This window comes from Candidatus Omnitrophota bacterium (assembly GCA_028693815.1).
Classification (GTDB): Bacteria; Omnitrophota; Gorgyraeia; order Zapsychrales; family Aceulaceae; genus Aceula.
The window spans coordinates 18,322-35,549 of the sequence record JAQUUP010000003.1; the positions used below are offsets into that span (position 1 = coordinate 18,322).

The window sequence follows — 17,228 nt, forward strand, 5'->3', positions numbered from 1 at the left end:
GGGCAACTCTTAACTCACAAGAGTTGCCCCTCTAAAAATCTTTATTTAGTATTTTATTAACATTCATAACGCAGCCTCCCTTAATTGAAAAGGGCTCAGAACTTTAAAATACTTAATAATTAAAAAGGGCAGCTCTGTAAAGAGCTGCCCTTAAAATTTCTAAATATTTTTTAAGCGAACATTCATAACCTGGAAGCCTCCTGTCGCTAGGTCAAGTGACGCTATTTTATTCCTTTTTTAAATACTTGGCAAGAAATTCTTTTTACTTGCCGCTAAATATCTTTCAAATTCAAATTATCTTTAGATGTTTCAATTGCCTGCTCCAAACCCTTTAGACAATCCGAAATCTTATTCATTTCTTTCGTTGAAACAACAGGAATACTGTCCACTCCCCTATCATCGATCATCTTTACAACATTCTTTATTGTATAAAGTTCAATGTTACGTGCCGGCTGATATCCTGTAGCCCCATCATCTCTTTTAACTTCAGCTAAAACACCAGCCTCTGTTAAATTAAATAAAATTTCATTTGTTAAACGTATTGGCGACTCTAAAACATGTGAAATTTCTTCAGCTTTAGGGGCCAAATCTCCTTTATAAAGATGCTTGATGCACAAATGCGTAATAGCCAACGCCATAAATCTTCTAAAAGATCGGCTAGCTTTTAAACAATCTGGTTCAAATTCATATGTGTCAACATTCTGCTTTGCAAAAGAAACTTCTGCGCCAAAAAGAACAATGAGCCAACTCACCTGAAGCCATACCAAAAAAAGCGGCAAAGCAGCAAAGCTACCATAAATCGCACCATATTTACTGGCCCCAATTTGAAAGTTTATATAGGCCCATTGCACAATTTGGTAAACAGTTCCAGCAATAACGCCACCCATTAATGCTGAAGAGAGCTTAACTTTAGTATTTGGCATAAAAATATAAATAAAAGTAAACATAACCCAAATCACAACAAACGGCAAAAGCTTAAGAGAGAAAAATATAAACGGTGCAACAGCGCCTAAAATTTCAATTCTTTGAGTAATCGCCGTAATTTGGCTCGCGACCAAAACTGTTGCACTACTCGACATAATCAAAAGAATCGGGCAAATTAACATAATGGAAAGATAGTCACTGAACTTTCGGCTGAACCCTCTTCCTTTTTTAATACCCCAAATATCATTAAAAGATGTTTCAATGTTTCCTAAAACTTTAATGACTGTCCAAAACAAAATAACCACACCAATTCCTGCGATGAGCCCACCTCTTGTATTTTCTAAAAACGCATTCGAAAACCCTATGATTTGAGCGACAATTTCTTCTTGCCCAGGCAAGCGATTATACAGCTGTGCTTCAAGCATTGATTCAAAACCAAACCCTTTCGCAATTCCGAATGCCATGGCAACAACCGGCACAACGGAAAGCAAAGAATAAAAAGTTAAGGCTGATGCTCTAAGCTGACATTTATCCTCATTAAATCCGCGCAAAGCTAATAAAACAATTCTCAACTGCTGGATTAAGAAAAATTTTGTTTTTGGGAGCTTGTTGGCACGAATACGCCAAATATCCGTTTTTAAAAATCGAACAAACTTTGAAATGTTGGCCATGTTTAACTTTCAGTTAAGACATTATTAAAAGGAAATTAGGGGAGATGCTTCTTGATTCTCAGAAAATATCTCCCCCCTAAACCTAACAACAAACCTTGCAACCTTTATTTCTTTTTTCCAACAAGATAATAAAGAATCAAACCAACCACCGGAAGAATAAGAATCAAAACAATCCAAAGAACCTTCTTGCCTGTATCCTTGATGGTTTTAATACAATCAACAATAGCTAAAACATCTAAAACCAAAACTACTAAACCTAGTAAAGTACCCATCACTTCCGCCTTTAAATGAGCACGTGTCTTATGGAAAGCTAATGAACATAAGTCACTGTGCGAATTTACTCCGTGCCTGAAAGGCATCGAAGTTCTTAACATTTGGCTTTGAACGTTATCCCAAGAAGGTCCAGGTTTGCGGAATAAAATAACGTAAATCTGCTAACCCGACGCCATCCTCGCGCGTTCAAAAAATGCGCGGAGACTTCCTTAGGGTTTCCATATTTAATTTCTTAAGCAATGCTGAACAATGCCTTAATATACCTTATTTTTCAAAGAATCGTCAAGCACAAAGAACTACCACAACTATCTAAGATCTTTATCGAAATTCAGAAATTTCAACCACATCTTTTCTTATCTTCTCACGCAAACCATCGCCTTGCGGATATCCCACGCTAAACATAATATCAATTTGATCTTTTCTTGAAAGCCCCAACACTTTTTTTACACCTCTTTGATTAAACCATCCAAGCCAACAAGTTCCTAGCCCCTCTTCGGCGGCCTGTAAACAAAAATGTTCACCTGCGATCCCTAAATCAATCAAGCTATATTGCGTCCCACGAAAATGACCCGCTAATTGCGCTGCATATTTTGACCGCTCGGTTACAACAGCAACTAAAACCGGCGCATTTTTTGCAAAGCTATTCATCGTGTGCACACCAGAAAAAGCCGCATCAGCTAACTTGTTCTTAAGTTCCGTCTCGGCAACGACAATAAATCGCCAGGGCTGAGAATTGCATGCCGATGGGGCTAAGCGCGCCGCCTCAACACACCTCTCTAAAACTTCTTTAGGAACAGGAGCATCAGAATATTTTCTACAACTTTGGCGTTTTTTAGAAAGATTTAAAAAATTCATTTTCTTTGCTCGAGATAAGTTTTAATAATTTCCTTATGATCAAACGCATACATGCCTTCTAAAAGTTTATCGTAAGGCACGATCTTTAAATTTTGAGCATCATCACCTGATTGCGGCGTTCCAACTCCTTTGGCAACAAAAACGGTATCAATTGTATGAAACCGCGGATCACGGCTCGGGTCAGAATAAGTATGAAATTGTCTCAAATCTTCAAGATCTAAATTTGTTTCTTCTTTGGCTTCTCTTACTACTGCGGCTTCTAGACTTTCGCCAGGCTCAACAAACCCTCCGGGCAAAGCCCAGCCAAAAGGCGGATTGCTTCGTTCAATAATCACAAGGCCTTCAGGCCTTTCGATAATCGCGTCTACCGTGCAATACGGCTCGCCAGCTAGATGTTTAAGCAAATGATGAATATAACCATAAACTTCTTTTTCAAAGACTTCTAGAAGCTCTTTATTGTCGACGGCAATGATGATTCTTTCTAAAAGCGCTTTACCATTCTTAAGCAATCGATAAATTTCCTGAGTCACAATGCGCGTTAGACCAACGGCTGGAAAGTTTTTAGGTAGGATAATATCTAAAACAACGGTTTTGTGTTTTTCGTTATTACTTTTTTCTAAAATATCGCGGCAAATCTTTCGAATAGGCGCTTCTCTTTCTTGTAAAGAAAGCGAACTATCAATTTTATTAACATCCAAAAAGCTTCCGACAAAATCAGCATCAATATTCTTTGCTTTCTCTAATACAACGTCAATATCGGTTTGTTGAATACGTTCCATAAATGAGCTCCAAGCTTATAAAATGTCAACGAACATAAGTTCGCTCAGCGAATTTATCCCAATTTATTTTATCATCACTCTTGCAATATCAAGAGCTTGTTTTTTTGTTTTAATTTCGCCCAATGCATATTTTTCTTCAATACGCACTAAAATCTTCGCAAAAACTGGAGATGGCTTAAGCTTCAAAGTTTTAATGAGATCATCGCCCGTTAAAATACGCACTTTCTTTTCTTTTTTTTCTTCTTCAAAATATTTAGAAATAAGCCCATAAATAATTTCTTCATGATGCTCTTGATCCTTTTCTGTTGTCAGAGGTCCTCTTGTTGAGCGTTGATCCGAAAGAGATAAAAGCAAAACGCCTATCGCCTCTTCTTTTACATCACGAAAAAATCGAAAGATTGCACGCGGTGTTGGATTCTTAAAATTTGATAAATATCCTGGCCTTAAATGATGGCCCACCATTATCTCAAGCGCTGTTCTTTCGTTCACAGACATTTTTAACATTTTTGCAATATTACGCACAATATAACGGCCAACATGCTCGTGGCCATGATACGTTATCTTGTTGCGCTCTTTTTTATAGGTTTCTGGTTTTCCAGCATCATGCAAAAGGGCTGCGAGCTTGATCAAAGCAAAACGCTTTCTACCGCAAGCCAACTCTTCATTTAGATACTCCGAAACTTTCTCATTATCAGAAAACTCTAAAAAACATTTCTCAACCTGACGGACAGATTCAAAGCTATGATCCATTAAAGACAAGTGATGATATCCTCCCCCAGAAATATATCGCATTGAAGCAATCTGAGGAATAATCCTCTCCAAAAGACCAATCGAATGCATTTGCTTTAGATTTTTATAAGCATTTTTAGATGATAAAATCTTAAAAAATTCTTCACGTACGCGCTCACGAGCAACCTGACTTATCAACAAAAGGTCTTTTTTGATCTGTGCTTTTGTTTTTGCTTCAATCTTAAAGTCCAAAACAGCCTGTAGACTAAAGCCGCGCAACATACGCAACGGATCTTCCGCAAAAACTTTTTTAGACACCATCTTAATTGTTCTAGATCTAATGTCTTTAAGACCTTTTTTGTAGTCTTTGGCCTGTTTTAAAATATTTGTATCGTTGTAAATATTTTTAATATCAACTGAAATCGTATTAATAGTAAAATCCCGATGAGAAAGATCCCCTTTTAAATCTTTAGCTCGAAAGTCTGCAAAATCAAATGTTAACAACTTTCCCTTCTGCTTACGGGCAACGCGTGCACAATTATGCTCTTCATCTAAAAGAACAAAAGCACCCTTAATTTCTTTAGCAAAAATCTTAGCAATCTTAATAGCATTTTTGCTCGTTGCAAAATCAAAATCAACAACCTCGCGACAGAGATAGAGATCACGCAAAGCTCCTCCAACTAAAAAAGCATCAACGTGATTTTTTTTCGTAATAGCATTTAATATTTTAATAAATGGGGAAAGATTAGGTAGTGTTTGCTCAGGCATGATATGCGATCAGTATTAATGTTCTTAAAGCTTTCAGAACTTTGGAATTTCTGTGCTTTTCAAAACTTCTTCTTCAACAAAAATCGGTATTTGCGCGCGAACAGCCAAAGCCACGCCATCCGAAGGTCGCGAATCAATTTCTTTAGTTACACCGCTAGCGGTCTCAACAACTAATTTGGCATGAAACGTATGATCAACAATCTTATCAATAACAAGTTTTTTAGGTGTTGCCTCAAGTCCCTCTAGAATAGAAATAATCAAATCATGGGTCATCGGTCGCGGTAATTCAAGATTGGATAATTTCATTTTGATGCTAGATGCTTCCACGAGACCAATCATAATAGGAAATTGACGAGTTCCTCCTCGCTCTTTCAGAACAATAACCTGATCTTGCCTTTTCTCATCAATAATGATTTTATTCAAATCAACTTCAATCAAACTCATCAGCTACTTTTTTCCTTTTTGGAGCAAATGACTCAGCTCATTAACAAATTGATTCACATCGCGAAATTGCCGATAAACAGAAGCAAACCGAACATAAGCAACATCATCTAAAAGCGCAAGTTTTTCCATAATCAGCTCGCCAATATCTTTAGAATTAACTTCACGATCATTCTTCTTTTGAACTAAACGTTCAATTTCTGACGTTACTTCTTCCATTTTATCCATACTAATAGGTCGCTTTTCGCAAGCTTTAACAATGCCCGATAAAATTTTTGCACGGTTAAAGGCCTGCCGACGACTATCCGACTTAACAACCATCAAAGGAACTTGCTCAACATATTCATAAGTTGTGAAACGATCTTCGCACTTTAGACATTCTCTTCGACGACGAATTGAGGTCCCATCGTTATTTAAACGAGAATCAACAACTTTTGTTTCTTTATATTGGCATTTCGGACAACGCATAAATGAGCTCCGAGCTTATGGAGCACAGCGAACATAAGCTCGCTGAGCGAATTTATCCCGTACCCGAAGGGTATCGGGATATTGAACATTTAATTTTGAACCCAATCCCGTACCCGAAGGGTATCGGGATGTTGAACATTTAATTTTGAACCTGATCCCGTACCCGAAGGGTATCGGGATATTGAACATTTAATTTTAAGCCTGATCCCAAGGAGGCCTAGGTTTGCGGAATAAAATAACGTAAACCTGCTGACCGATGCCATCCTCACGCATTCGAAAAAATGCTCGGGGACTTCCTTGGAGCTGCCAAATTTCATTCGGCTTGTCCCTTTTATCAAACACACAAAACGTGTCAGGATTCTCAACTTTTAGATTCTTGAACATTATCCCAAAAACATTTTAAAAAAACAACGCGGGATTTTTTACTTATACAGCGGAAACTTTGCTGTTAATTTTTCTACATCCAACTTAATTTTCTTAAGCACACTCTCATCGCCCTTATGCGTAACCGCATCATCAATAAATGTTGCAATTTGCTTCATCTGATCTTCTTTCATGCCGCGCGTTGTAACGGCAGGAGTCCCGATACGAATACCACTTGTAATTGTTGGTTTCTCAGAATCATATGGAATCAAATTCTTATTAACCGTAATGCACACCTTATCGAGCGCATCAGCAGCATCACGTCCTGTTGTTTTCTTCGTACGAAGATCAACCATAAACAAATGATTATCTGTGCCACCAGCGACAATGCGATACCCTTTTTCTGCTAAAACACTCGCCATCGTAGCTGCATTAACCACAACCTGTTTTTGATATTCCTTAAAACCATCCTCCAAAGCTTCTTTAAAACAAACAGCCTTTGCAGCAATCACATGCATTAAAGGCCCGCCCTGAACGCCAGGGAAAATGGCAGAATCAATTTTCTTGGCGAATTCTTTGCGACATAAAATCATTCCCCCTCGAGGGCCGCGCAACGTTTTGTGCGTCGTAGTCGTAACAAATTCAGCATAAGGCACAGGATTCGGATGAAGCCCCGCAGCTACAAGTCCTGCAATATGCGCCATATCCACCATTAAATAAGCACCAACCTCATCACAAATTTCACGAAATTTCTTGAAATCAATAGTGCGCGAATAAGCTGAAGCACCGGCAATAATCATTTTAGGCTTTGTCTCTTTCGCCAATTTTAAAATCTCATCATAATTAATCATTTCTGTTTTTTTATCAACACCATAACTAACAATATGATACATGCGTCCTGAAAAATTAATCTTATGTCCATGTGTTAAATGTCCGCCACAAGCTAAGTCAAGCGCCATTAATGTATCATTGTTTTTAAGCGCAGCTAAACAAACTGCCATATTGGCTTGCGATCCAGAATGTGGCTGCACGTTAGCATGCTCTGCTCCAAAAATCTCTTTAGCACGATCTATGGCAAGCTGTTCGACAACATCAACATTTTCGCATCCATGATACCAACGAGCCTTTGGATATCCTTCAGCATATTTGTTAGTCATAACAGACCCTTGCGCTTCTAAAACAGCCTTTGAAACAAAATTTTCAGAAGCAATCAGCTCAATATTATTATTTTGACGCTTAATTTCTTTTTGGATCGCATCAAAAACTTTATTATCTTTTTCTTTTAAATCATCCATAACACTTCTCCTATCCACAACACTTCTTTTTGCTTATTCGATCAATCTGATTAATGCGTCTCAAATGACGTCCGCCTTCAAATGGTGTTGTAAGCCAAATATTTAAAATTTGAAAAATCTCTTTATGCGTAACAAATTCTGATCCTAATACTAAAATATTTGCATTATTATGCGCACGCGATAATTTTGCTGCTTTCTTGTTGTAGCACAACGCCGCTCTAGCCCCAATAACACGATTAGCTGCTATAGAGTGACCAATGCCCGTCATGCAAACAAGAATACCTCGAGCATTTTTATCTTTTGCAACACTTTGAGCAACGCGAAAAGAAAATTTTGGATAATCACAAGGCTTCTTAGGGTCATGAGAGCCTACATCAATAACATCAATATCTTTTTTGCCCAAAAAATCAACAATTTGATTCTTAAGCAAAACGCCTCTATGGTCCGCTCCAATATAAATTCTCATATCAACTCCACAATTCTTTCCACAGATTCTTTAATGACTTTTGCGCACTCATCATATGTTTGCGCGCCTTGCCCAATAGGATCGGGAACCCCTAAATCATACTCTCCTGCTGTTGTTTTAGCAAATTCTCTTAATAGATACGTACGGTTTGTTGCCTGAGAATCAAAACTAACAACTTGATACCGATGCATCGATGTCATCGCCAGAATCAAATCCGCTTTTTTAGTCATAATTTTATTTAAACATCGTGCGCGATGATTTGAAGCATTAATGCCTTCTTTTTCAAGCGTTCGAATCGTCTGTTCTGTTGGTCCGCCACTTAAAAAAGCACTCGTTCCCGCCGAAGAAACCTCAACATCTTTTCTGCCAGCCAATATTTCTCTTAAAAAGTATTCTGCCATAACAGACCGACAGCTGTTTCCCGTGCAAACAAAAAGAACATGCTTCTTGCTTGCTTCAACATCAATGTCTTGTTCGCTAATCGGACCCTGACGAAGAATCTTTCGACCACTTGTTAGATCTAAGATGGTTGATGCCTGTCCAATTTCAGAGGCCCCAGAATCAATGGCCATTTCAACCAATCCCTCTAATTTTTCAAGGGCTTGATCGCAATTTGTCGCCGGGTCGTCGCCTTCTACGTTTGCTGATGGAGCCGCCACCACGCAACGTGACTGCCAAACCAGTTCAGAGGCAACAGGATGACTCGTCATTCGAAGACCAATTGTTTTCCCATCGCGTGAAGGGACAACAACTGTTAACGGTCCCGGCCAAAAGGCATCAATAATTTTATAGACCGAAACATCCATCGGCACGGCTAAATCATCAAAAAACTCTTTTGTTGGAATCAATACGGAAAACGGTTTATCCTCCGCTCTCTGTTTGACCTCACGCAACGCCTGCATCGCCTTAGGATCAAAATAATTCGCGCCAACACCATATACCGTTTCCGTTGGAAAAACAACCAAGCCTCCCGCTTGAATAACAGCACTGGCTTGCGAAATTTTCTCTAAATCAATTTGATTAGAATCAATTTCTATTCTTTTTGTTTTCACGATACAATTTTTATTTTTTTAATTTTATCTGCTTGCTCTTTTTTAAATTTCTTAAGCTTTGCATTCAACAACTGATCATTAAGCGCTAAAATTCTTATCGCAAGATAGGCCGCATTTTTTGCACCCATTTTTCCAATCGCAACCGTTGCCACAGGAACTCCCGGAGGCATCTGGACTGTTGAAAGCAAAGAATCCATACCATTGAGCGACGAGGCTTCAATGGGAATCCCAATAACAGGAATCGATGTATGCGCTGCAACCACGCCTGCAAGCGCAGCCGCGCCACCAGCTGCAGCAATCGCAACTTGAACGCCACGGCGTTCAAGTCCAACCGAATAAAAAGCTGTTTCTTCTGGCGTTCGATGCGCCGATAAAACCCTGACCTCAAAAGACACTTTAAAATCTTTTAAAATTTTTGCTGTTTCTGTCAGTGTTGGCCAATCAGATTGACTTCCCATGACTATAATAACTTTTGGATTTTTCATCTTCACCCCCTCCTGCGATTGGTCTTTTTCTTAAAAAAAATTAAAAATTAAATAAAACCAATATTAACACCTTCATTTTCCTAAAAAACCAGAATCCTTTGACTTCCTTAAATAAATTCTTCAATGCAACACAGATCAATAAATTCTTTTTTCGGACAATTCTTCCTTACGCTTTAACGCCTTTTCACCAATATCTCGTCTGAAAAAACATCCTTCAAATTGAATTTTTTCAACAGCATTATAAACTTTAACAATAGCCTGTTCAATATCATTGCCAAGGCTTGTCACTCCTAACACCCGTCCTGCGCAAGTGACGATCTGATCGTTCTGTTTTTTTGTTCCTGCATGAAACACAATCGTATCTGCACACTCCTGAACATCGGATAAACCTTTGATCACTTTTCCTTTTTCATAAACTCCAGGATATCCTCGAGAACTCATCACAACGCAAACACAAGTCCCCTTGTCCCATTCAAGTCTTATTTCGTGAAGAGACCCATTGCAAGCAGACAAAAAAACATCCAAAAGATCAGTTTTTAGACGTGGTAAAATAGCTTGTGTTTCAGGATCACCAAAACGCACATTAAATTCCAAAACCATAGGACCATCTTGCGTCATCATCATCCCCGCGTACAAAACACCTTTGAATGGGGCCCCTTCTTCTTTCATGCCCTGTATTGTCGGTCCAATAACATTAAGGGCAATATCAACCAATTTTTCTTTGGTAATCACCGGAGTCGGTGAATAAGCTCCCATCCCTCCTGTGTTTGGTCCTATATCCTCATCAAAAATACGCTTATGGTCTTGAGAAGAATCTAAAACAACAAATTGATGTCCGTCGCTAATCGCTAAAATAGAGGCTTCTTCTCCAACAAGACAATCTTCAATAATCACTCTGTTACCCGCCTCACTAAAAACCTTCTCAAGCATAATCTCATCCAAGGCCTGCTCTGCCTCTTCTTTATTTTGACAAATCATAACACCTTTGCCAGCCGCCAGTCCATCAGCTTTAACAACAAGGGGAAAAACTTTATCTTCCAAGAACGCCTTTGCTTTCTCAGCATCATCAAAACTCTGAAAGCTAGCCGTCGGAATATCGTATTTCTTCATAAATTCTTTTGAAAAAACTTTGCTTCCTTCCAGTTGAGCTGCTTGCTTGCTTGGACCAAAAATTTTCAATCCTTTTTCTTCAAAAGAATCTACAATCCCAGCAACCAAAGGAATCTCAGGGCCCACCACAGTTAAACCAATATTATTCTTTTGAGCAAAATCACGCAATCCTTGAATATCATCAATTTTAATATCAACACATTTCGCGTCTTTCTCAATGCCGCCATTGCCTGGAGCACAAAAGATATTCTTTACCTTTGGACTCTGCTTTAGTTTCCATACCAGCGCGTGCTCTCTGCCGCCAGAACCAATAACTAAGACGTTCATAAAATAATCCTCTTCTGATTATGATTGATAACCCGCCCTATTTGCCAACACTCTAGTTTGCTCTTTTTTAAATCACATAGGACAGAAGCCGCATCCTTGCGTTCGACAACAAGGACAAGTCCGATACCCATGTTAAATGTCGTAAACATTTCCTTATCAGAAATCTTTGCTCTTTTTTGAATAATTTCAAAGATTTTTGGCATAGGCCAGCTCCCTTTTTGAATTTCAAAACATTTTCCCTTAGGCAAAATCTTTGTTAACTTTTCATAAAAGGCGCCACCGGTAATATGCGCAATACCATTAATACGATGCTTCTCGATTAACTTTAAAATAGGTTTAACATAAATCTTAGTCGGACGCAAAAGCTCTTGACTCAGACTTCTTTGTTCAGGAATCGTAAACACTTTTCGCACAAGAGAAAATCCATTCGAATGAAGCCCGCTAGACGCAATGCCGATGACAACATTATCTTTTTTAATTTTAGACCCATCAATAATCTTCGATTTTTCAACAACACCCACAGCAAACCCAGCCAAATCGTAATCATCTTGCTTGTAAATTCCCGGCATCTCAGCGGTTTCTCCGCCGACAAGACCACACCCAGACTGCCGGCACCCTTCAGCGATACCTTTGATAACTTTCGTCAACACATTGGGATCAAGTTTTCCGCACGCAATATAATCCAAAAAAAACAACGGTTTTGCCCCTGTGCATAAAACATCATTAACATTCATTGCAACCAAATCAATCCCTATCGTATCGTGCTTATTAGCCACATTACCAATCATCAACTTTGTTCCCACCCCATCAGTCGACGCAACCAAGACAGGCTTCTTATATTTTTTCGTATCAAAAGAAAAAAGGCTGCCAAAACTCCCCTTTCTTCTAATCACCGAAGCGTTCATTGTTGATTTTGTCATGTCAGCTATTGAATCAATAAAAATATTGGCCTTTTGAATATCCACGCCACTTGTTTTATAGGTCATTTTCTTCATACAAAAACCCCTTTATGTTAATTCTTAATTAATAGATAGCAGATAATAAATTTTTTTTAACATATTGAACACCGTTCTGAAAAATCTTCGCACCATCTCCATAGCGCGACTTTGTTTTAAATCTTGTCCAAAACGGATGTTGTGTAAAAAAGAAATGTCTTTCTGGATGAGGCATGAGACCCAACACACGCCCTGTGGAATCTGTGATTCCCGCGATATTATCTACTGACCCATTTGGATTATCTGGATAAAGAGCCTTTTTGCCGTCCTTCGTGCAATAACGAAAAACAACCTGACGGTTACTTTGAATTTTGTTTAAAATCGCATCGGTTTTGCACATAAATTTTCCTTCACCATGAGCAACCGGGAAATAAACAACTTTTCCATCAATATCCTTTGTCCAAACACATTGACCTGTCGCTTGTAGATGCGTCCATCGATCCTCGAACTTGGCTGAATCATTTGTCATCAGCGTCGTAGTTTGTTCAAACTCTTGCTTCTCATCCGAAAAATTACCTGGCAAAATACCCGCCTTAACTAAAATCTGAAACCCATTGCAAATGCCGATAATAAGTTTGCCATCTTTAATAAACTTCTTTAAATCTTTGCCAAGCTTAACGCGCAATTCATTGGCCAAAATGCGCCCAGCCGCAATGTCGTCACCATACGAAAAGCCACCAGGAAGAGCCAAAATATGATAATCCGACAATTTCTTTTTTCCTTCAAAAAGCATATTGATGTGAACCAAATCAACATCCGCGCCGCTATCTTTAAACGCAAATACTGTTTCTTTGTCGCAATTTGTTCCAGCTGTTCTTAAAACTATAACCTTAGCGTTTTTTGCCATTTTTTTTATCTTTACCATAAAACTTTTTTATCTCTTTAAGGACTTCTTGAGGCGTATCAACAATTTTAAAGATATCAAAATCCTCTTCACTAATACATTTTTCTTTCGCAACTGTATTTTTAAGCCAACTCATCATCCCTGCCCAAAACTCTGACCCAACAAGGATAACAGGAAAACTTGGCATACGATTTGTTTGAATCAAAGTAACACTTTCAAAGAATTCATCAAGAGTTCCGAATCCCCCTGGAAAAATAACGAATGCCTTTGCATATTTTAAAAACATAAACTTTCGGCAAAAGAAATAATGAAAATTAACTAACAAAGTAATAAAGCGATTTGGAACTTGCTCAAATGGAAGCTCGATATTAAGCCCCACAGATTCCGCTTTAGCTTCTTTAGCGCCTTTATTAGCAGCTTCCATAATGCCTGGACCACCACCAGTAATAACAGTGTATCCTTCTTTTCCTAAAAGATACGCTGTCTTTTCTGCTCTTTTATACATTTCATGATCCACCGCAAGACGTGCCGAACCAAAAATTGTAACAGCTCTTCCAACCTTCGAAAGAACATCGAACCCATCAACAAATTCAGACATAATTCGAAAAACACGCCACGGGTCTTCCATGGTGACAATATCATCTTTTACTTTTCTTCTATTTTGCATATCTCACCACCTTAAAGTTTTTTGCCACACTTGTTTTAACGCATTAATATTAGATTTAATACAAATCTCTTCATCTAGCCCGTAGACTGTCATTTCTTTTTCTTGTTTGACGCGACCAATAAGCCCAAAAGAAACACCCTTGAGCAACAATTCAAATCTAGCTTGATTCTTAGGCTCAACTTCAACAACAATCCTTGAATTTGATTCAGAAAACAAAATAACATCATTTTGTTTTTGTTGATCTTTATATGGAACTTTCTTCAATGAAATCGTGGCACCAAGTCCGCCACTAAAAGCCATTTCAGAGATAGCGACAGCAAGGCCTCCTTCGGAACAATCGTGAGCAGACCGAACAAGCTTTTTAGCAATCGCCTTTTCAACCGCTTTAAAATTTCTCAAAGCTGTCTTCGTGTTCACTTTTGGAACACTCATCCCCAGACTTCCTAAAGTATCCAAATAAATTGAACCACCCATTTCATTAAATGTATCACCAATCACATAAATTAAATTACCGTCTTCCTTAAAATCCATGGTCACTGTCTTTTCAACATCATCAACAAGTCCCATCGCAGAAATCAGAATCGTTCCAGGGATCGATATCGTTTTTCCTTTTTGCGCATATTCGTTATAAAAACTATCTTTCCCAGAAATAAACGGAGTCTTGTAGCCAATTGCGACATCTCTGCATCCTTGCGCCGCTCGCACAAGCGAACCAAGGCGATCCGGCTTATCAGGATTACCCCAGCAAAAATTATCTAAAATAGCAATATTATCAAGCCTTCCTCCAACAACGATAATTTGGCGAATCGCCTCATCAATACAAGATGCTGCCATCCAATAAGGATCAATCATGCCAAAACGTACATTGATACCGTTAGAAATAGCGATACCTTTTTTTGAATCAAATTTTGGTCGAACAACACTTGCGTCCGATGGCCCATCACAATTAATCCCAACAAAAGGCTTTATAACGCTACCACCTTGTACTTCGTGATCATAGCGACGTACCACATTTTCTTTAGAGCAAACATTGTAATGAGACAAAACACTTTCTAAATTCTTTGTTAGATTCTTACCCAAAGGTCTCTTAGGATCTTTTCCCTTTGGTGGCTGCCAAATAGCTTTCTTGGCAATCTTAGGAATACCATCATACAAAAATTTCATATCCAAATCACAAACTTGAACCCCTTTATAAAAAATCTCTAATCTTTTCGTAGAAGTAAACTCGCCAATAACAGTTGCCTCAACATTTTCTGATGAACATAACGCAAGGAGCTTCTTAATATTCTTTTTAGGAACAGAAATAACCATGCGCTCCTGCGATTCAGAAATCCAAATTTCTTCATATGTTAATCCATCATATTTTGTTGGAGCTTTGTCTAAATCCACACGACATCCAAGTTTTTCAGCCATTTCGCCAACTGCTGAAGAGAATCCTCCAGCTCCACAATCAGTGATTGATGTATATAAATTCTGATCTCTTGCCTGTAAAAGAACATCCAGTGTCTTTTTTTCCTGAATTGGATCTCCGATCTGAACGGCCCCAGAAGAAACAGTTTCAGACTCTTCAGTCAATTCTCCAGAAGAAAAAGTTGCTCCATGAATACCATCGCGGCCTGTGCGCCCACCAAGACTAACAATTAGATCTCCTTTATTCGCTTCTTTCTCTACCTTATCTTTTGGCAAAATCCCAACAGTGCCACAATAAACAAGCGGATTTCCTACAAAACGCTCATCAAAAAGGATAGATCCGTTTACCGTTGGAATACCCATTTTATTACCATAATCACGAACACCATTAACAACGCCTTTCATCACGCGCTTAGGGTGCAACGATCCTTCGGGCAAATCCTCAAACGACATCTCAGGTGATGCAAAACAAAAAATATCCGTATTACAAATTGGCTTAGCTCCCAAACCAGTCCCTAAAGAATCACGAATAACACCACCAATTCCTGTGTTAGCGCCACCAAAAGGCTCTAGCGCAGAGGGATGATTATGCGTCTCAACTTTAAAACATACATGAGAATCTTTATCAAACTTAATAACACCCGAATTATCATGAAAAACAGATACGCACCAAGGTGCGTTAATTTCATAAGTAGCTTTAACAATCGTTGATTTCAAAAGATTACGAATCATGGACGTCTTCTTTTTTCCATTCTCAATATGAGTATATTCAATGTCCCCTCGAAATGTCTTGTGATGACAGTGCTCACTCCATGTTTGCGCAATCGTTTCTACTTCGCAATCAGTAGGATTTCGCTTTAATTTTCGAAAATATTTCTGAATCTCTCTCATCTCATTTAAGTTCAAGAAAAGCTGACCTTTTTGACTTAGCTTAAGAAGATCCTCATCTTTCAAATTTAAAATATCGACGACAACGGCTTTGATATCTTTTTTTTCTTTTATTTTCTTAGTCAGTTTTGATGTTTTAGAAGAATGATCGACAACATGCTGAATCAACTTATTGGATAAAATCCGTTTGATGATAATATCAAGCTCTTTTTCTGTTGGCTTTCCGAACAAAAGATATTTCTTCGCAGTTCGCACTGAAGACACGTTCATGATGCCTAAGTCCTTAATCCCTTTTAGAGTAGACTTTTCAACGGGATCCATAACGCCAGGATTATAAGCAATCTCAACAGTTTTAAAATCTTTTTGTTCGAATTTAGATAAAGAAGGTGTAGTTTCTTGAAAACACACGTAATCTTGAACAACAGGATCAACGAGTAATTCTCGGCAAATTTTGTGGATTTCTTTTGAAGCAATCTGACCATCGATCAAAAAAACTTGCTCAACAAGGACTTTGCTAATCGATGTAATGCCTAGATCCTGTATGTCGCAAGCAACCGCTTGACCTACAGCATCAAAAACACTTTCCTTGTCTTTTATTTCAACGCGCCAAATCATAGAATGAGGATTTTCTTAAATAACTATTAAAAAGGGTTTGCCTGGCTAGAAAACAAAATTCCCTAACAAAGCTTATTTAACAACTCTGCTTAACACTTCTTTATAGGCCTCTTCCACATTCCCGAGGTCCTTTCGAAAGCGATCTTTATCTAATCTTTTACCTGTGCCAACCTCCCATAAACGACAAGTATCAGGAGAAATTTCATCAGCTAAAATAATTTTTCCCTTAAAACGACCAAACTCAACTTTAAAATCAATTAAATCAAGATTGATGTCTAAAAAGAATTTCCTCATCAAATCATTAATCTTAAAAACGTATTCCTTCATCTGCTTAACTTCTTCATCCGTAGCCCATCCTAACGCACGAATATGGTATTCACTGACTAAAGGATCATTCAAAGAATCTTCTTTGTAACAAAAATCCAAAATAGGATTTTTAAGCTTCATGCCTTCTTCAAGATTAAGCAATCGACACAAAGAGCCCGCTGCAACATTACGGATAATAACTTCAATAGGAACAATTTCGACTTTCTTAACAAGCATCTCTCGATCATTGAGCGTTTTTTCAAAATGCGTCGGAATACCTTCAGATTCAAGATACTCAAATATTCGAGTTGAAATTTTGTTATTAAAGATTCCTTTTTGTTCAATAGTTCCTTTCTTCTGAGCATTAAAGGCTGTTGCGTCATCTTTAAAATACTGAATCAAGAAATCTGGAGAATCTGTTTCAAAAAGAATCTTTGCTTTGCCTTCATAAACCTGATTTTTCTTTTCCATAAAATCTCCTATTTAAAATATTAAAC

Annotated in this window: 18 protein-coding genes; all 18 read right to left on the minus strand. The window is 38.2% G+C overall.

All coding sequences use genetic code 11. The features are described 5' to 3' along the window. Positions 1 to 272 precede the first annotated feature (272 nt). The 18 genes from PHY73_01470 to PHY73_01555 all read right to left on the minus strand — a co-directional run bounded on the left by PHY73_01470 (position 273) and on the right by PHY73_01555 (position 17,202). Positions 273 to 1,595, minus strand: coding sequence for a YihY/virulence factor BrkB family protein (locus PHY73_01470; GenBank protein ID MDD3374377.1), 1,323 nt, complete (start codon positions 1,593 to 1,595; stop codon positions 273 to 275). Positions 1,596 to 1,699: 104 nt separating this feature from the next. Next, positions 1,700 to 1,867, minus strand: coding sequence for a PLD nuclease N-terminal domain-containing protein (locus PHY73_01475; GenBank protein MDD3374378.1), 168 nt, complete (start codon positions 1,865 to 1,867; stop codon positions 1,700 to 1,702). Positions 1,868 to 2,186: 319 nt separating this feature from the next. Continuing rightward, positions 2,187 to 2,723 (minus strand): nitroreductase family protein, encoded by a 537-nt coding sequence (locus PHY73_01480; GenBank protein ID MDD3374379.1) that lies wholly within the window; start codon positions 2,721 to 2,723, stop codon positions 2,187 to 2,189. After that, positions 2,720 to 3,136: an NUDIX hydrolase gene (locus PHY73_01485; protein ID MDD3374380.1), complete on the minus strand. Its 417-nt coding sequence runs from the start codon at positions 3,134 to 3,136 to the stop codon at positions 2,720 to 2,722. Before PHY73_01485 ends, PHY73_01480 begins: the two co-directional genes overlap by 4 nt. 429 nt (positions 3,137 to 3,565) lie before the next feature. Further along, positions 3,566 to 4,999, minus strand: coding sequence for an HD domain-containing protein (locus PHY73_01490; GenBank protein MDD3374381.1), 1,434 nt, complete (start codon positions 4,997 to 4,999; stop codon positions 3,566 to 3,568). 33 nt (positions 5,000 to 5,032) lie between these two features. Further along, entirely contained in the window at positions 5,033 to 5,443 is a 411-nt protein-coding gene (locus PHY73_01495; GenBank protein MDD3374382.1) for a bifunctional nuclease family protein, read from the minus strand. 3 nt (positions 5,444 to 5,446) lie between these two features. After that, the gene (nrdR, locus tag PHY73_01500; GenBank protein ID MDD3374383.1) at positions 5,447 to 5,908 is read right to left on the minus strand and encodes a transcriptional regulator NrdR; all 462 of its coding nucleotides are present in this window, start codon (positions 5,906 to 5,908) and stop codon (positions 5,447 to 5,449) included. A gap of 195 nt (positions 5,909 to 6,103) precedes the next feature. Next, entirely contained in the window at positions 6,104 to 6,292 is a 189-nt protein-coding gene (locus PHY73_01505) for a hypothetical protein (protein ID MDD3374384.1), read from the minus strand. 38 nt (positions 6,293 to 6,330) lie between these two features. Beyond that, entirely contained in the window at positions 6,331 to 7,566 is a 1,236-nt protein-coding gene (locus PHY73_01510) for a serine hydroxymethyltransferase (GenBank protein ID MDD3374385.1), read from the minus strand. 10 nt (positions 7,567 to 7,576) lie between these two features. Further along, a complete protein-coding gene (gene rpiB, locus PHY73_01515) occupies positions 7,577 to 8,032 on the minus strand; it encodes a ribose 5-phosphate isomerase B (protein MDD3374386.1) in 456 nt (151 codons plus the stop codon). Next, positions 8,029 to 9,084 (minus strand): L-threonylcarbamoyladenylate synthase, encoded by a 1,056-nt coding sequence (locus PHY73_01520; protein MDD3374387.1) that lies wholly within the window; start codon positions 9,082 to 9,084, stop codon positions 8,029 to 8,031. Before PHY73_01520 ends, rpiB begins: the two co-directional genes overlap by 4 nt. Beyond that, positions 9,081 to 9,569, minus strand: a complete 489-nt coding sequence (gene purE / locus PHY73_01525; protein ID MDD3374388.1) for a 5-(carboxyamino)imidazole ribonucleotide mutase — start codon at positions 9,567 to 9,569, stop codon at positions 9,081 to 9,083. Before purE ends, PHY73_01520 begins: the two co-directional genes overlap by 4 nt. Before the next feature lie 135 nt (positions 9,570 to 9,704). Then, positions 9,705 to 11,006, minus strand: a complete 1,302-nt coding sequence (gene purD / locus PHY73_01530) for a phosphoribosylamine--glycine ligase (GenBank protein MDD3374389.1) — start codon at positions 11,004 to 11,006, stop codon at positions 9,705 to 9,707. Beyond that, the gene (purM, locus tag PHY73_01535) at positions 11,003 to 12,001 is read right to left on the minus strand and encodes a phosphoribosylformylglycinamidine cyclo-ligase (GenBank protein ID MDD3374390.1); all 999 of its coding nucleotides are present in this window, start codon (positions 11,999 to 12,001) and stop codon (positions 11,003 to 11,005) included. Before purM ends, purD begins: the two co-directional genes overlap by 4 nt. Before the next feature lie 28 nt (positions 12,002 to 12,029). Next, positions 12,030 to 12,866 (minus strand): phosphoribosylformylglycinamidine synthase I, encoded by an 837-nt coding sequence (gene purQ / locus PHY73_01540; GenBank protein MDD3374391.1) that lies wholly within the window; start codon positions 12,864 to 12,866, stop codon positions 12,030 to 12,032. Further along, the gene (locus PHY73_01545; protein MDD3374392.1) at positions 12,832 to 13,512 is read right to left on the minus strand and encodes a TIGR00730 family Rossman fold protein; all 681 of its coding nucleotides are present in this window, start codon (positions 13,510 to 13,512) and stop codon (positions 12,832 to 12,834) included. Before PHY73_01545 ends, purQ begins: the two co-directional genes overlap by 35 nt. 3 nt (positions 13,513 to 13,515) lie before the next feature. Beyond that, positions 13,516 to 16,425 carry a phosphoribosylformylglycinamidine synthase subunit PurL gene (gene purL / locus PHY73_01550; protein ID MDD3374393.1) on the minus strand — a complete coding sequence of 970 codons (2,910 nt, stop codon included), beginning with the start codon at positions 16,423 to 16,425 and terminating at the stop codon, positions 13,516 to 13,518. A 72-nt stretch (positions 16,426 to 16,497) separates the two neighbouring features. Next, entirely contained in the window at positions 16,498 to 17,202 is a 705-nt protein-coding gene (locus PHY73_01555) for a phosphoribosylaminoimidazolesuccinocarboxamide synthase (protein MDD3374394.1), read from the minus strand. Positions 17,203 to 17,228: the final 26 nt, after the last annotated feature.

What these genes read in the sequence shown, in the direction of transcription:
- PHY73_01545 (MDD3374392.1), bottom strand. Translation starts at nt 13,512, where the DNA reads ATGCAAAATAGAAGAAAAGTAAAAGATGATATTGTCACCATGGAAGAC.
- PHY73_01505 (MDD3374384.1), bottom strand. Translation starts at nt 6,292, where the DNA reads ATGTTCAAGAATCTAAAAGTTGAGAATCCTGACACGTTTTGTGTGTTT.
- PHY73_01475 (MDD3374378.1), bottom strand. Translation starts at nt 1,867, where the DNA reads ATGGGTACTTTACTAGGTTTAGTAGTTTTGGTTTTAGATGTTTTAGCT.
- purQ (MDD3374391.1), bottom strand. Translation starts at nt 12,866, where the DNA reads ATGGTAAAGATAAAAAAAATGGCAAAAAACGCTAAGGTTATAGTTTTA.
- PHY73_01495 (MDD3374382.1), bottom strand. Translation starts at nt 5,443, where the DNA reads ATGAGTTTGATTGAAGTTGATTTGAATAAAATCATTATTGATGAGAAA.
- PHY73_01555 (MDD3374394.1), bottom strand. Translation starts at nt 17,202, where the DNA reads ATGGAAAAGAAAAATCAGGTTTATGAAGGCAAAGCAAAGATTCTTTTT.
- purL (MDD3374393.1), bottom strand. Translation starts at nt 16,425, where the DNA reads ATGATTTGGCGCGTTGAAATAAAAGACAAGGAAAGTGTTTTTGATGCT.
- rpiB (MDD3374386.1), bottom strand. Translation starts at nt 8,032, where the DNA reads ATGAGAATTTATATTGGAGCGGACCATAGAGGCGTTTTGCTTAAGAAT.
- purE (MDD3374388.1), bottom strand. Translation starts at nt 9,569, where the DNA reads ATGAAAAATCCAAAAGTTATTATAGTCATGGGAAGTCAATCTGATTGG.
- nrdR (MDD3374383.1), bottom strand. Translation starts at nt 5,908, where the DNA reads ATGCGTTGTCCGAAATGCCAATATAAAGAAACAAAAGTTGTTGATTCT.
- purM (MDD3374390.1), bottom strand. Translation starts at nt 12,001, where the DNA reads ATGAAGAAAATGACCTATAAAACAAGTGGCGTGGATATTCAAAAGGCC.
- purD (MDD3374389.1), bottom strand. Translation starts at nt 11,006, where the DNA reads ATGAACGTCTTAGTTATTGGTTCTGGCGGCAGAGAGCACGCGCTGGTA.
- PHY73_01470 (MDD3374377.1), bottom strand. Translation starts at nt 1,595, where the DNA reads ATGGCCAACATTTCAAAGTTTGTTCGATTTTTAAAAACGGATATTTGG.
- PHY73_01490 (MDD3374381.1), bottom strand. Translation starts at nt 4,999, where the DNA reads ATGCCTGAGCAAACACTACCTAATCTTTCCCCATTTATTAAAATATTA.
- PHY73_01480 (MDD3374379.1), bottom strand. Translation starts at nt 2,723, where the DNA reads ATGAATTTTTTAAATCTTTCTAAAAAACGCCAAAGTTGTAGAAAATAT.
- PHY73_01510 (MDD3374385.1), bottom strand. Translation starts at nt 7,566, where the DNA reads ATGGATGATTTAAAAGAAAAAGATAATAAAGTTTTTGATGCGATCCAA.